The sequence below is a fragment of the Ruegeria sp. BA12 genome (assembly GCF_056539625.1).
The window spans coordinates 577838-591823 of sequence record NZ_JBQFVF010000001.1 but is presented as its reverse complement, the minus strand read 5'-3'; the positions used below and the strand labels follow the sequence as shown (position 1 = coordinate 591823).

13 protein-coding genes and 1 tRNA gene are annotated in these 13986 nt (G+C 53.1%); 9 read left to right on the top strand and 5 right to left on the bottom strand.

The features are described from left to right. Positions 1-123 precede the first annotated feature (123 nt). Positions 124-1260, top strand: a complete 1137-nt coding sequence (locus tag ACR0B0_RS02960; protein ID WP_170348361.1) for a response regulator — start codon at positions 124-126, stop codon at positions 1258-1260. A 63-nt stretch (positions 1261-1323) separates the two neighbouring features. On the opposite strand, the gene ACR0B0_RS02955 is transcribed toward ACR0B0_RS02960, so the two are convergent. Continuing rightward, positions 1324-2574 carry a cytochrome P450 gene (locus ACR0B0_RS02955; protein WP_254440169.1) on the bottom strand — a complete coding sequence of 417 codons (1251 nt, stop codon included), beginning with the start codon at positions 2572-2574 and terminating at the stop codon, positions 1324-1326. 385 nt (positions 2575-2959) lie between these two features. Here ACR0B0_RS02955 and ACR0B0_RS02950 point away from each other — a divergent pair, with 385 nt between their 5' ends. Next, on the top strand, positions 2960-4393 hold the full coding sequence (locus ACR0B0_RS02950) for a sensor histidine kinase (protein WP_170348359.1): 1434 nt from the start codon (positions 2960-2962) through the stop codon (positions 4391-4393). Positions 4394-5228: 835 nt separating this feature from the next. On the opposite strand, the gene ACR0B0_RS02945 is transcribed toward ACR0B0_RS02950, so the two are convergent. Further along, positions 5229-5315 (bottom strand) — tRNA-Leu (locus tag ACR0B0_RS02945). Between the two features lie 142 nt (positions 5316-5457). Here ACR0B0_RS02945 and ACR0B0_RS02940 point away from each other — a divergent pair. Together ACR0B0_RS02940 and lipB are read left to right on the top strand one after the other, a co-directional pair. Continuing rightward, on the top strand, positions 5458-6117 hold the full coding sequence (locus tag ACR0B0_RS02940; protein WP_170348358.1) for a DsbA family oxidoreductase: 660 nt from the start codon (positions 5458-5460) through the stop codon (positions 6115-6117). 39 nt (positions 6118-6156) lie between these two features. Then, positions 6157-6813 (top strand): lipoyl(octanoyl) transferase LipB, encoded by a 657-nt coding sequence (gene lipB / locus ACR0B0_RS02935; RefSeq protein ID WP_170348357.1) that lies wholly within the window; start codon positions 6157-6159, stop codon positions 6811-6813. A gap of 289 nt (positions 6814-7102) precedes the next feature. Here lipB and ACR0B0_RS02930 read toward each other — a convergent pair whose 3' ends face one another. Continuing rightward, a complete protein-coding gene (locus ACR0B0_RS02930) occupies positions 7103-8047 on the bottom strand; it encodes a cation diffusion facilitator family transporter (protein ID WP_480646338.1) in 945 nt (314 codons plus the stop codon). Between the two features lie 81 nt (positions 8048-8128). Here ACR0B0_RS02930 and ACR0B0_RS02925 point away from each other — a divergent pair, with 81 nt between their 5' ends. Next, the gene (locus ACR0B0_RS02925; RefSeq protein ID WP_170348355.1) at positions 8129-8554 is read left to right on the top strand and encodes a MerR family transcriptional regulator; all 426 of its coding nucleotides are present in this window, start codon (positions 8129-8131) and stop codon (positions 8552-8554) included. Here the strand turns inward: ACR0B0_RS02925 and ACR0B0_RS02920 are convergent, their stop codons facing one another. Then, a complete protein-coding gene (locus tag ACR0B0_RS02920; protein ID WP_170348354.1) occupies positions 8555-8974 on the bottom strand; it encodes an HIT family protein in 420 nt (139 codons plus the stop codon). Between the two features lie 304 nt (positions 8975-9278). Here ACR0B0_RS02920 and ctaD point away from each other — a divergent pair, with 304 nt between their 5' ends. From ctaD to ACR0B0_RS02900, 4 genes are all read left to right on the top strand, one after another. Further along, positions 9279-10937 carry a cytochrome c oxidase subunit I gene (gene ctaD, locus ACR0B0_RS02915; RefSeq protein WP_170348353.1) on the top strand — a complete coding sequence of 553 codons (1659 nt, stop codon included), beginning with the start codon at positions 9279-9281 and terminating at the stop codon, positions 10935-10937. A gap of 162 nt (positions 10938-11099) precedes the next feature. Then, positions 11100-12128 carry a bestrophin family protein gene (locus ACR0B0_RS02910; RefSeq protein WP_170374823.1) on the top strand — a complete coding sequence of 343 codons (1029 nt, stop codon included), beginning with the start codon at positions 11100-11102 and terminating at the stop codon, positions 12126-12128. A gap of 105 nt (positions 12129-12233) precedes the next feature. Then, entirely contained in the window at positions 12234-12833 is a 600-nt protein-coding gene (locus tag ACR0B0_RS02905) for a 2-hydroxychromene-2-carboxylate isomerase (protein WP_170348351.1), read from the top strand. 44 nt (positions 12834-12877) lie between these two features. Next, positions 12878-13369, top strand: coding sequence for a DUF2244 domain-containing protein (locus ACR0B0_RS02900; protein WP_170348350.1), 492 nt, complete (start codon positions 12878-12880; stop codon positions 13367-13369). A gap of 25 nt (positions 13370-13394) precedes the next feature. Here the strand turns inward: ACR0B0_RS02900 and ACR0B0_RS02895 are convergent, their stop codons facing one another. Then, positions 13395-13880, bottom strand: coding sequence for a GatB/YqeY domain-containing protein (locus ACR0B0_RS02895; protein ID WP_170348349.1), 486 nt, complete (start codon positions 13878-13880; stop codon positions 13395-13397). Positions 13881-13986 lie beyond the last annotated feature (106 nt).

The window sequence follows — 13986 nt, the reverse complement described above, 5'->3', positions numbered from 1 at the left end:
GGCGCCAAATAAAGGTCAAGAAAAAGCCCCTTTCTAAGAAGACTTTCTCCATTTTTGCCGCTGTTTCGGCCCACTCTCCTCATAAGTTTATCCCGTTATGAGGATATCAACGGTTCACCAGTTATGAGACATTCCACATTTGGCAGTGATCGGTTCCAAAGAAATTTAGAGCATCGAGCGCAAAGAAAGACCGCACTTACTGTACTGGCGGTTGATGATGATCCTGACATTTTGAAATTGCTCCAGTCAGCACTTCCTGAACTCGAAAACTGCAATGTGGCTGCTGCCAGTTCAGCTGATGAAGCGCTTGGGATGATAGAAGCAGCAGAATCCCCGTTCGACTGTCTGCTTGTTGACATTCAGATGCCTGGAACCTCAGGGATAGAATTGCTTTCGCAAATCCGAAACCTGCCGGAAAATCTGGAAACACCTGTCATAATGCTGACTGCACTGGATGACAGGCACAACATCGAGAAGGCATTTTTAGAAGGCGCGTTTGATTATGTAACTAAACCCTTCGACTTCTTTGAATTGCGCAGCCGTATGAACGCTGCTCACCTTCTGATGATGGAAAGAAGGAAAACCCAATCCTCATCGGCGTCGATAGAAAACCTTCGCAGTGAATTGGATTTCAACCAGAAATTCAATTTCAAGGATCCTTTGTCTATCGACGAGCAGGAACAATGCTTGGGGTATGTCGAATTCGATAACTATGTCGAGCAGCTTTCACGGAGGCGTCGATTTGACACCTGGGTCACCGCAATCAAATTTCGTGACGCCGAGTATCACTTTGATCTGAAGAATTTTGGTGATTTTCGGCGATCTGTTTCCGACATTGGATTCTGCATTGAAAGAACAACACAGGCTGCTGGAGGAATTTATTCCTATCGCGGGAGTGGCGCATTTCTCGTTGTTACACATGGGCGGGAACGCACCCAGAATATTCCGACCGAAGCTTTCCTAAACCAAGAACTAGGGACTGTTCTCAGCAACCGCTGCGCATCTGTCCATCTTAAAGTGGTGAAAGGTACACCGGTATCGCTTCGTTCTTTTACGAAGGTTGGAGCATTCGCCTCTTTGGACATGGCTATCAAAAAAGTGAATCATCGTGAGGCCAATCTCAGAAAGGGCCTGGTTACAACCTCTTCCACATTTTCAGAGCCCACACCGCATCGCAAAGAAATGGTCAACGATAGATTGTTTGATGTAGTCTTGCGTGAGCTGTACGGCGATAACACTTACCTCACTCGCCGGCAGTAAGCTAATTCTATCGCCAGGCCTGACGTCGATCAAAGGTCAGGCACTGGAGTTTAGATATCAACTTTATTCGCGAACCCGTTCGGCATTGAGGATGAGTGGGCCACTGGTACGCATGGTGAATGTCAAAACTGGTTCCGGTAATTCAGACTCTGTAATCGAAAAATTTATTCGACGGAGCACCGAAGCCATAAGTACCATGATTTCAGTTTCAGCGTACTGAGCACCAATGCAGATTCTGGGACCATCTCCAAATGGAATGTACTGACCTCGAGGTAGTGTAGATCCCAAGAACCGTTCCGGTCGATAGTGGTCAGGAGCATCCCAAAGTTTTTCGTTTCTGTGCAAAGAGTAAACTGGGAAGAACAGCGCGTCACCATTTGCAATCTTTACCCCTTTGATTTCAAGGTCGGCAGTTGCGTCTCTAGCAAAGAACGAGGCTGAAGGGTAAAGCCGCAGCGTCTCTTTTACATGGGCGCGCAGGAGTGGCATTGCCTCCAGGTCAGAAAACTCCATTGGACCTTTGGGGCGAACCGACCGAATTTCTTGTCTAACCTTAGCTTGCATATCTTGGTGCAACGCCAGCAGATAATACCCCCAGGCCAGAGCGTTGGCGGAAGTTTCATGACCAGCGACGACAAAGGTTAAAAGGTTGTCAACGGTTGTCGCTTCATCCTCGAAATCTGTTTTCAACGCCTCAATCATGAAATCGAGGAAATCCTGTGGCTCGCTGCGGCATTCGGAGCGACGCTGATCAATAACCTGTCTGGCAAGGTTCCGCATATTAGTCACCGGGGCCAGGCTGCGTAGCCAATTCTTGCGCGGCACCCACTTTGGCAAACCCATTAAATCGAAAAGAGACAAATCAGAAATGTACTCAAAATACTTGATCAGCCCCACGCGTATTTGCTCTGAACTGACTTTCTTGTTACCCGAAAAAATCACCCTGGAAATATTCGTCAACGTTGATGCAGGCGCAATTTGTGCAACATCTACGGGGCCTTCGTGTTCCGCCAATGAATCTGCAATCTCGACACCAGTCTCTGCAAAATGCCGAGCCAGAACCGGGAGGTTCCTGGCGGCGAATAGTGGAGAATACCTACGCCGCTGCTGACGCCATTTTTCCCCTTCAGAGAGTATCAACCCGTTGCCTACAGCCGATCCAATAATGTCTTTAGTGAACTTGGCTTTGGGAAACGAACGGCCCTGCCCGACAAGTAACTCGGTTATTATTTCAGGATCGCAGATATAGTGTATGTTTAAAGGCCCACGAACATAAGTTTCACGCAGAGTTTCGGCCGGGATGACTTCAAACATGTTTCGACCCGCGGACCTTGCAAACTGAAGCAGTGTCACCGGCTTTTTTGCAAGCCTAGCCGAAACAGGAGCGACAGCGCCCTGCCCCAACTTCGTAAATTGAACTGCAGTCAAACCCCAACCCTTTTAGATTTTCTCCTTCTTTATGGCACATTAAGATAAAAAAAATTGCACTTAGCAACGAGATCGTCAATTCTGGGCGCCCCACACTGCATTTGCGCAACAAAAATTTTTCAACCTCTCACATCAGAATCTTGCGTGAAACGCCAACAATCTCGGTGGCCTTCAAAGGATTAGCGCCAAACTGTGAACCCAATTCAGACCAACTAAGTCCTCATTATGCCGCTAATGGTACTGTCCAAGCGCGAAAAACGAAGACATCTAGATGACAGCCATCGACGCCAATCTGCCGGACCGGGATTCTGGTGAAACGGAAAACCGGCTTCTGCAAAACATAATAGATTATACTGCCATGAGCTTTGCGCTTCTGTGGCAGCGGCAGGCTATTTATCTGGCCACGACCATTTTGACTGCGTTCTTCTTCGATCCCGTAAACGCCATGCTGTTCTATGGGACAATCCTCATATGCGAAGCGCAAGATCTATTGCTGGCCAAACGCGTACCGCGCTTAAAGCCAGATCAGCACAAAGCAATTAGTATGATGGTTGCTTGGATTCTGTTGAACACGATCCTCAGCTCAACTGCAATCTGCCTGTATGCTGTTTCAGTTGCTTTCGCACAACCCGCCGGCGGTCACTTTACTCCAATGTTCTTCTTGTTTGCTGCGGCGTTGTTTGCTGCAATGAACAACCATCAGTTTCTGTGGGCAATGATTGTCCGTCTGACCATGTACGGCGTATCGTTCATGTTGATTGTCGTAAAAGATATCTGGACCGAACGCCCCGAACTTTCATCTGAACTCTGGCTGCACTTCTTCACCGTTATCTTTGTAATGTACTTTCTGATTGACTGTTCGATGGTGTTTCTGAAGCTCTACCGCAGGAACTTGGAACAACTCGAAAAGCTCAAAGCAGAGCACGAAAGAACAAAAGCGGCCTACATTGCGAAAACTCAGTTCATATCGACAGTTAGCCATGAACTGCGTACGCCTCTCACTTCGATCAAGGGATCACTTGACCTAATCAACACAGGCGCATTGGGTGAAGCTCCAGAATCAATGCAAAGCCTCATTCATTTAGCAGGTAAAAACTGCGAACGGCTCGCATCCCTAATCAATGATGTGCTGGACATTCAAAAAATGGAAGCGGGCGAGATGAACTACCGCGAAGGAACTGTTGATGTACATGCGCTGATTCAGGAAGCGATTGCATGTAACATGGGATACACCAGTGCTCACAACGTAGAAATTGTAGAAGACTTAAGGGGAAACAATGATCTGTACGTTAAAGGTGATCCCTCCCGCCTTCTTCAGGTGTTGGCCAACATTATCTCCAACGCAGCTAAATTCTCCCTTGATGGAGGCGAGATAACCGTCGGATGCGAGAAAGTCGGCGGGAATATTCGCCTCTTCGTCAAAGACCATGGCATCGGGATACCTGAGGGGTTCCATGACAAAGTATTCGATCGCTTTTCCCAGATAGACTCCTCCGATGAACGTCACGCAGGCGGTACCGGACTCGGGATGCACATTTCAAAGGAAATTGTTGAGCATTTTGGCGGTACAATAGACTACAGAAGCAAACTTGGTGAAGGCACAGAGTTCTTTGTTATGTTTCCCGCGATAAGCGGGCACGAGGTAGGTTCCGCCGGAGCCGAGCACACCTCACTAACCTGCGCCGCGCAACCGGAGCAACGATAACGAATTCCTGCCAAGCAATTTCGATGGCACATCACTTTGCATCTTTGAAGCAATCCCGTGATTCAGTAGCGGATTTTCAGTGGTGAAGTTATCCCTATGATCACAAGACCTCGTGGCACACTCGAGATCGTCAGTGGTAAAATGAGGGAGCCTGCATATTGCCAAAGCAACTCCAAAAAGAAAATGCTGTCCCGATCATACGATCGAAACAGCACACTCGTTACCAAATACACTTCCGAAGATGCAGTAGATTCACAACTTTCGGCAAATAGGCCTACTACTTGCAGGCCGCGATATTACTACGAACATCATAAGGGATGAGCTGTCCGAGCACCGAGAAATTCTCGTGTTTTGTTCGTTTTAGTTGTTCTAATTGATGTAAACCGGAAACAAAAAAGCCAATGACCGCCGGACTGTCAACATATTCAGCTGCTTCATCGATTGGGCGCACTCTATTTGAACTAATTCACTCAAGTTTTGACGCCCAACTCAGATTGTATGGTCGTCGCAGTTATTAGGCCCGTGTTGCACGTTTATCTCAATACTCGCGGCTGATCAGCCTTCACATGTGCGGCAGCTAAATACGTTGACGCCCTCATACAGCCTTTTAACCAGCAGTGGAGATTCATCCTCGATAAACAGTAGTTGGTGGAAGCCATTTATGTACTTGATCGGTTGTCGGCACTCTACTCGACGATCGGAGGCATCAGCGCACGCGTGCAGAAGCAGCGAAAGCGACTACGTTGCGCCGATGACCAAATCACAAGCCTTTAGGTGGACCAAGATCGTTCACGCCAACATGATAAATTGAAATTACACAACGAGATGAATTATTTGGTGCGGTCGAGAAGACTCGAACTTCCACGGGAGTTACCCCACAGCGACCTCAACGCTGCGCGTCTACCAATTCCGCCACGACCGCACTGCCAGTGACTTAGTAGTGGGGCGTATAGACGCAGATGATCAGGATGTGAAGAGACAAAAACACGCCAGTTTGAATTCCCCGTCTGTATTCATATCTGTATCGTCAACGTATCCTTCATCTTCCGCTCAGGAGTCTGAACATGACTGCCGCAGATCCCCGCCCCGTCCTTCAGATCGACATCATTTCAGACGTCGTCTGCCCCTGGTGTATCGTCGGATTTCAACAGCTTGATCTGGCTCTGAAGCAGGAAAATGTTCTGGCGCGCCTTAGATGGCATCCGTTCGAACTGAACCCGACCATGCCGCCAGAAGGCCAGAACCTGCGCGAGCATATCATGGAGAAATACGGCTCGACCGCGGAACAAAGCCAACTGAATCGGGATCGGCTGACGCAGTTGGGGGTCGAGCTGGGGTTTGCGTTCAATTTCAATGAAGACAGCCGAATGGTGAACACCTTTGCGGCCCACCAACTGTTGGACTGGGCCGAAGCTCAGGGCCGCCAGCATCCGCTTAAACTTGCCCTGTTCAAGGCGTATTTCACCGACCAGAAGGATGTGTCGAAGATTGATGTGTTGCTTGAAGCAGTTGCAGAGGCCGGTCTGCCCGTTGACGCGGCGCGATCTGCGCTGGAATCCGGTGCGCATGTCGCCGCAGTACGTAAGAAGCAAGAGTTCTGGACCAGCCGGGGTATTTCCGGTGTCCCGTCAATGGTGTTCGGCGGCAAATATCTGGTGACCGGGGCGCAGGGCACAGACACCTATGCCCAGATTCTGCAAAGGTGCCTGGCCGAGGCCGCCTGACCCCTTCCCCTTGCCGCACCTGCGCGATATGGAACCGCCATGGAATGGAAGATCACCGACGGGTTAACCGATTACACCGAAGCCGTCGCCTTTATGGAGGCGCGCGTCGCGGCCATCGCTGCGGGCGAGGCGGACGAGTGTGTCTGGCTGCTGGAACACCCGCCGCTCTATACGGCAGGCACCTCGGCCCGGTCCGAGGATCTGACGGATCCAGATCGCTTTCCGGTCTACGAAGCCAAGCGTGGTGGAGAGTATACTTATCACGGCCCCGGTCAGCGCGTGGCTTATGTCATGCTGGACCTGAACAAACGCGGTAAGGACGTGCGGGGCTTTGTCAAAAAGCTTGAGACTTGGGTGATCGCAGCCTTGGCCGAGTTCAACGTTAAAGGCGAAATTCGCGACGGCCGTGTCGGCGTGTGGGTGCAACGTGATGACAAGCCGCTTACGGTGACCGGCCAGCCAGCCGAAGACAAGATCGCAGCCATTGGATTGCGCCTGCGCAAATGGGTCAGCTTTCACGGTATCTCAATCAATGTTGAACCTGATCTTGAGCATTTTTCCGGCATCGTCCCCTGTGGAATCAGCGAGCATGGTGTGACGTCTCTGGTCGATCTAGGCTTGCCTGTAACGATGGCCGACGTGGACGCTGCCTTGCAAAAAACCTTTGCGGATAGTTTCGAAACGACCATCGCATAACCTGAATTCGAATCGCTAAACGCGGCAAGGCGAATTGACAATTCCCCCTAAGAATTCCCTTTGTTTCCGAACCCGTATGCAATCTGCCATTTAGCCCGTTAATTTTGAGTTTATTTGGCGGAAAGCTCACTCAGAACGATACAAATTGCGCGTTAACGGGTAGTCTAACTTTACCGTTCTAGAGTGAGTGGTGTGTTAAACCGGTGATCCCTGAAGACCTGGGTGTCGGAAAAAGTGTTTGTTTACGAGTCTGCCGTTCCGACCCCAAAATCGGAACGGCAATTCCTTTTCAGGACCCTTGCAAATTGTCATGTCCAAACCGGGGCAATGCTGCATGCGTTTTGTCCGCGCGCTCTAACTCCAATGTGACATGCCCGATTGCGAACCGCGACCTCAGGGTTTCTTTCACCAACAATCTTATGGTTTCCGCGTCTGTCCAGCTTTGGGCGTCGATCTCAAGATGCGCGGTCAGGGCTGGTTCCTGCTCCTGCATGCTCCAAAGGTGGATATGGTGGACACCGGCCACTCCTTCAGTGGCTTCGATCGCGGTGGCCACATCCTCGGGCGACAGATTGGGCGGCGCGCCCAGCATCAGCACCCGGATCGTTTCTCCGATCTCAGATTTCACGTGCCACAGGATGTAGACCGAGATCAGGATCGTCACCGCAGGGTCTACCCAGGTCCAGCCAAACAGTATGACGGCCGCACCTGCGACAATGACGGCAACCGATCCAAGGGCGTCAGCGACATTGTGGATAAAGGCCGCACGGATGTTCATGCTGTCCTTCGACATCGAATAGGTCAGCGCAGCGGTGATAAGGTCGACGACCAAAGCAAGCGCGGCGATCCAGACAACCATCCAGCCGTTGACAGGCTCGGGCTGGAAAAACCGCATGACACCTTCGTACAACAGATACACCGACAACACGATCAGTGTGGTGTAATTGACCAGCGCCGCGACCACCTCAGCGCGACCATAGCCAAAACTCATACGCGGATCGGCGGGTCGACGGGCAATCTTACGTGCGAAAAAAGCGATGATCAGGGCGATAGCGTCCGAAAAATTGTGCAACGCGTCTGCAATCAGTGCCAGAGACCCGGAAAGGATGCCGCCGATGACTTGCGCCAGGGTCAGCAGCATGTTCACCCCTATCGCCCCTGCGACGCGCATATCGCCTGCGTCCGGGTCGATATGGTGATGTTTATGTCCCTCGTGGCCGTGATGATGTGCCATGGTGCCGGTGTTCCTTGTTTTGGCGGGACAGTACATGTAATTCCTCTAGTCACTAGAGGTTCAAGAGAGGAAAGCCGAAAAATGTACTCGATCGGAGAGCTTTCCCGGCGAACCGGCGTCAAAGTGCCCACAATCCGGTTTTACGAAGACAAAGGGTTGCTGCCAAAGCCGGAAAGAACGGCTGGAAATCAGCGCCGGTATGACACTGCCGTATTAAATCGGTTGCAGTTCATTCGCCACGGGCGAGACCTTGGCCTGCCTTTGAGCGATATTGAGGCACTGTTATCCTTGGAAGGCGCGCATGGCGATGATTTGAACCGGGCACATGAAATCGCCGAACGTCAATTGGCGGATGTACGCGAGCGTATCGCCCAATTGGTCAGGCTTGAGGCGGAACTGACCCGTATCGCCTCGGCTTGTGACGGTGGGCACGACCATGTTTGCGCCGTGCTCCACACGTTCGGCGACCACAGCGCGTGCCTTGGGCCGCACGACGGCAAGGGGTGATCAAACCAGCGCTGCTTTGATCTTGTCCGCATGCTGGGCGATCAGGTCGAAGTCACCCATCTTGCCCGGAGGCCGCATGGCAACACCTTCCTGACGCGGCAGGATGTGGACATGCAGGTGAAACACCTCTTGTCCGCCTGCGGCCTCGTTAAATTGCTGAACGGTGACCCCGTCTGCGTCAAACGCCTTGACCACAGCGTTCGCCAGCTTCTGCACGGTTGCCGTCACGGCAGCCAGTTGCGCAGGTGATGCGTCCAGCAGGTTCCGGCAGGGTGTTTTGGGGATCACCAACAGATGCCCGTCGGACCGCGGCATGATATCCATAAAAGCCAGCGTTTCGTCATCCTCGTACACGCGGGTCGCGGGAATTTCCCCGCGCAGGATCTTGGCAAAGATGTTGTCGGGATCGTAAGCGGCCATATCTTGTCTCCGGTTTCGGGAATTGGGGATAGTACTGCGACCCACACAACCGGGGGTCAAGGCGGAACTCTGCCACGCCGCACGAATGGGCAGAAGCGGACCCTTGAAATTTTGACAGCCATCGCCAGATAGGGCCTGACTGAGACCAAGAATTCGCGGGATTTCCTCCCACCCGCGACAATTATTCTTGATCCAGATCAAACTCGGCCATTGAAGGTGCCCCCTTCGCCCTCTAAAACCAGCAGGAATCCCGCGCGCCAGAGAGGTCTGGCTGCGCGGTGCAGTTGCAACAGGAGGCACCTAAATGGCAGACGCAGCCATTCATGGTCACGAGCATGAAGATAATCGCGGATTCTTTACCCGCTGGTTCATGTCGACCAACCACAAGGACATCGGGATTCTGTACCTGATCGTCTCGGCACTAGCCGGTCTGATCTCGGTTCTGATGACCGTTTACATGCGGCTCGAGCTGATGCACCCCGGTGTGCAGTTCATGTGCCTGGAAGGCTTCATGGCCGACCCGTGTACCCCGAACGGACACCTGTGGAACGTGATGATCACCTACCATGGTGTTCTGATGATGTTCTTCGTTGTCATCCCGGCTCTTTTCGGCGGATTTGGCAACTATTTCATGCCGTTGCAGATCGGCGCGCCGGATATGGCGTTCCCGCGGATGAACAACCTGTCCTTCTGGCTGTACGTCGCCGGTACCTCGCTGGGCGTGGCTTCGTTGCTGAGCCCCGGTGGGAACGACCAGCTTGGTTCGGGTGTCGGATGGGTTCTATACCCGCCGCTGTCCACGACCGAGGGCGGCATGTCCATGGACCTTGCGATCTTCGCCGTACACGTATCGGGCGCCTCCTCGATCCTCGGCGCGATCAACATGATCACCACCTTCCTGAACATGCGTGCCCCTGGCATGACGCTGTTTAAGGTGCCGCTATTCAGTTGGTCGATCTTCGTCACTTCGTGGCTGATTCTTCTGTCGCTGCCGGTTCTGGCCGGCGCGATCACCATGTTGCTGATGGACCGCAACTTTGGCTTCACCTTCTTTGACCCGGCAGGTGGCGGTGACCCGATCCTGTATCAGCACATCCTGTGGTTCTTTGGCCACCCGGAAGTGTACATCGTGATCCTGCCCGGCTTCGGCATCATCAGCCACGTGATTGCGACCTTCGCACGCAAGCCGATCTTCGGTTACCTGCCAATGGTCTGGGCGATTATCGCAATTGGCGTTCTGGGCTTCGTCGTATGGGCGCACCACATGTACACCGTTGGCATGTCGCTGCGTCAGCAGGCGTACTTCATGTTGGCCACAATGGTCATCGCGGTGCCGACAGGCGTCAAGGTCTTCTCGTGGATTGCCACAATGTGGGGCGGTTCCATCGAGTTCAAGACGCCGATGCTGTTTGCCTTCGGCTTCCTGTTCCTGTTCACCGTTGGTGGTGTGACCGGCGTTGTACTGTCGCAGGCAGGTATCGACCGCGCCTATCATGACACCTACTATGTCGTTGCGCACTTCCACTATGTGATGTCGCTGGGTGCTGTTTTTGCAATCTTTGCCGGTGTCTACTTCTACTTCTCAAAGATGACTGGTCGTCAGTACTCAGAGTTCTGGGGCAAGGTTCACTTCTGGCTGTTCTTCATCGGCGCCAACCTGACCTTCTTCCCGCAGCACTTCCTGGGCCGTCAGGGCATGCCCCGCCGCTACATCGACTATCCTGAGGCTTTCGCCCAGTGGAACTTTGTATCGTCGATTGGTGCGTTTATTTCCTTCGCTTCGTTCCTGCTGTTCTTCGGCATCGTGATCTATGCCCTGCTGCGTGGCGCGAAAGAGACCCGTCCGAACCCTTGGAACGAATACGCGGACACGCTGGAATGGACCCTGCCCTCGCCGCCGCCTGAGCATACGTTCGAGCAGCTGCCAAAGCAGGAAGACTGGGACAAAGGCCACGCGCACTGATCCCGCAGTCCGATAAACCCATTAAAGCCCCGCCTTGAGCGGGGCTTTTTTTTGTGTCCGGTCTCTGCACCCTGTCCGGCACGTGCATAGACACATCCAGCACCATGGGAATAGTATTCAAAAACAGGAATTCAGGGCGCCCCGGCGGAAGACACGCAAACCATGATACTTCATGATGGCATTTCGATTAGAAAACTGCTCAAAGGTTCGGTCGGTTTTATCGGTATCGTTCTGGCCTGGATTTTACTGGTTCAGGTGATCGATGAACTGACGCCGATTGACCTGATTTCGAATCCCAGCCCACCAGTAGCGATGTTGGGTTTGGCAGTGGCGTTTTTTCTGGGCTTCAAGAACACTTCCACCTATGGCCGCTGGACCGAAGCCCGCGGGGTTTGGGGTGATATCGCCAATACAAGCCGGGACTGGGGCAATACGATCAGTACCTTGGTTCAACCAAATGGCTCAGTGATTGAAGAAGACCTGCGCGATGAACTGATCGAGCGGCACATCGCCTGGATAAACATGCTGGCCTATCAGCTGCGCCAACCTGCAATTACCGGTCGCAAACGCAGGCCATGGATGTTCGGCCACAAGCCCGTATCAGGCCACGAAGACCTGCATCAAAATCCCGAAAGCTGGCGGAGTAGTCAACTTGAGGCGGATTTGCCGCTGTTAGAGGACAAGACCAACCGCGCGGCCTGTCTTATCAACCTGCAGGCCCGTCGTTTGTCAGATATGGCGCAACAGGGAAAGATCGACCCCTTCTGGCACGTGGCGCTGATGGATCGCTTATCCCGGTTTACGACGGCGCAAGGCCAGTGCGAGCGGATCAAAAACACTCCATTCCCGCGTCAGGTTGCCGAGGTCGGCCGCCTGTTCAGCTGGATATTCATTTTCCTGTTGCCTCTGGCCTTCAACGACGAACGTTCCATCATGGTGGGCACCGATGCCTCGATGATAAGAACAGTGCTGTTCGACTGGATGACCTTTGCCCCTGTCGGCGCGCTGGTTTGCTGGATCTTCTTTGTGACCGAGCGCGTCAGTGCCTCGATGGAGGATCCGTTCGAAGGGGATGTCACCGACGTGCCAATCTCGGCGCTGTGCCGAACAATCGAGATTGATATGCGTCAGATGACCGGCTGCGGTGTTGCGCCCCAACCCGCGCAACCTGTCGAAAAAGCCCTGTTTTGAACAACGTGCCACCACGCTGGTGAACCGCGTGTTTCAGGCAAAATTCGAAAATCCGACCATTTTAGGGTATGATAGGTGAAGGAACTCTGAGATCGGAGTGATTACATGCCCGAAATTGATTTTTGGTATTCCATTGGCAGCACCTACAGCTTCCTGACGATCATGCGGCTGGATGATTGGTGCGACGAACATGACGTTGCCGTAACTTGGCGGCCCTTCAACGTACGCACGGTCATGGCGGATCAGAAGAATATTCCCTTTGCAGGTAAACCGGTGAAGTCCGCATATATGTGGCGCGATATCGAACGTCGGGCCGCAAAATATCACATCCACGCCAAGCTGCCTGTACCCTACCCGATCTCGGACCTGGCGCTTGCCAATCAGGTTGCCTTGCTGGGTATGGGCGATGGCTGGGGTAAGAATTTCACGTTGGCCCTGTATCGCATTTGGTTCGAAGAAAATATCGAAGCCGGCAGCGAAACCGCGATCTCAGAAGCGCTGCACAGATGCCAGCAGGACCCGCGCCTGGTACTGTCCCGCGCTCGCAGCCCTGATACCGTGGCCGCACTTGAAGCGGAAACCGAACGGGCCGCCAAGCTGGGTGTTTTCGGCGCCCCCAGCCTTGTCGTCCGCGGCGAGGTTTTCTGGGGAGATGACCGACTGGACGACGCGCTATCCTGGGTGCGTGTTGGCCACGTTGCGTAATCATTTCCCTTCGAAACGCCACAGCATTGCGCTACATATCAGCCATGCCCTACCGATGGACAAAAACGTCTGAAACTGAACAGGAATTGCGCCTCTGGCCGCATAATTCACTGCCTCCACGCGGGGCGATGATCGTGATTCTGTCCGTGTTTCTGTTTGGACTGATCCCGCTGTTGGCAGTGCTTGGGTCGATCATCCTTTGGGGGCTTTTGCCTTTCCTGCTAGTAACCGTTCTGGGACTGTGGCTGGCGATCCAGACCAACTATCGCGCGCGCAGCGTGTTCGAGATTCTGACACTGACTGGCACGCGGGCGCACCTCGTCCACCATGACCCGCGCAGCGGTCAGCAAGAATGGACCTGCAACCGCTATTGGGCCCGCCCCGAAATGCATAAACGCGGTGGACCTGTCCCGAATTACGTGACGCTGACCGGAGATGGGCGCGAAGTTGAAATAGGGTCATTTCTGTCCGAGGAAGAACGCATCGCGCTATACGACGACCTGATACAAAAACTGCGCGAACCGGTCGCGCAGTAAAAGCCGTTTCAGACTGAAAGAAGGATCAGCAACCGCCGCCTGTTGCCGCGCAAAGCTGATCTTTGACCATCGGCCCGACTTTGCCAAAATCCATCTGGCCGGTGTACCGGGTCTTAAGTTCTCCCATCACTTTGCCCATGTCGCGGATCGAACCCGCACCTGTCGCAGTGATTGCCGTTTGAATGGCCTTGGAAACCTCGTCATCGTCCAATTGCTTGGGCAGAAACTCCTCGATGACTTCAACCTCACGCAACTCGCGCTCGGCCAAGTCCAGCCGTCCGCCTTCTTCATAGGCGCGCGCGCTTTCCTTGCGCTGTTTGGTCATTTTACCAAGAATTTCAAGGACCTCGGTATCGCCGCAGCCCTTGGCCTCTTCGTTTTCTGCAGCCCGCGAGGCAATATCGCGGTCCTTGATTGCGGCATTGATCAAGCGCAGCGTCGACAGACGCTCGGCATTCTTGTCTTTCATTGCTTGCTTCAGGGCTGAGTTCACCCGTGATCGCATATCCATATGTTCTGTCCATCCCCATGGAAAAGGAACCCTGACCATATCGAAACAAAAAGCGTGATACAACAGGGGGTGAATATCGCTAAGTAATTGATTTTTCACAATAGCC

What these genes read in the sequence shown, in the direction of transcription:
- ACR0B0_RS02960 (WP_170348361.1), top strand. Translation starts at nt 124, where the DNA reads ATGAGACATTCCACATTTGGCAGTGATCGGTTCCAAAGAAATTTAGAG.
- ACR0B0_RS02955 (WP_254440169.1), bottom strand. Translation starts at nt 2,574, where the DNA reads ATGTTTGAAGTCATCCCGGCCGAAACTCTGCGTGAAACTTATGTTCGT.
- ACR0B0_RS02950 (WP_170348359.1), top strand. Translation starts at nt 2,960, where the DNA reads ATGACAGCCATCGACGCCAATCTGCCGGACCGGGATTCTGGTGAAACG.
- ACR0B0_RS02940 (WP_170348358.1), top strand. Translation starts at nt 5,458, where the DNA reads ATGACTGCCGCAGATCCCCGCCCCGTCCTTCAGATCGACATCATTTCA.
- lipB (WP_170348357.1), top strand. Translation starts at nt 6,157, where the DNA reads ATGGAATGGAAGATCACCGACGGGTTAACCGATTACACCGAAGCCGTC.
- ACR0B0_RS02930 (WP_480646338.1), bottom strand. Translation starts at nt 8,047, where the DNA reads ATGGCACATCATCACGGCCACGAGGGACATAAACATCACCATATCGAC.
- ACR0B0_RS02925 (WP_170348355.1), top strand. Translation starts at nt 8,129, where the DNA reads ATGTACTCGATCGGAGAGCTTTCCCGGCGAACCGGCGTCAAAGTGCCC.
- ACR0B0_RS02920 (WP_170348354.1), bottom strand. Translation starts at nt 8,974, where the DNA reads ATGGCCGCTTACGATCCCGACAACATCTTTGCCAAGATCCTGCGCGGG.
- ctaD (WP_170348353.1), top strand. Translation starts at nt 9,279, where the DNA reads ATGGCAGACGCAGCCATTCATGGTCACGAGCATGAAGATAATCGCGGA.
- ACR0B0_RS02910 (WP_170374823.1), top strand. Translation starts at nt 11,100, where the DNA reads ATGATACTTCATGATGGCATTTCGATTAGAAAACTGCTCAAAGGTTCG.
- ACR0B0_RS02905 (WP_170348351.1), top strand. Translation starts at nt 12,234, where the DNA reads ATGCCCGAAATTGATTTTTGGTATTCCATTGGCAGCACCTACAGCTTC.
- ACR0B0_RS02900 (WP_170348350.1), top strand. Translation starts at nt 12,878, where the DNA reads ATGCCCTACCGATGGACAAAAACGTCTGAAACTGAACAGGAATTGCGC.
- ACR0B0_RS02895 (WP_170348349.1), bottom strand. Translation starts at nt 13,880, where the DNA reads ATGGATATGCGATCACGGGTGAACTCAGCCCTGAAGCAAGCAATGAAA.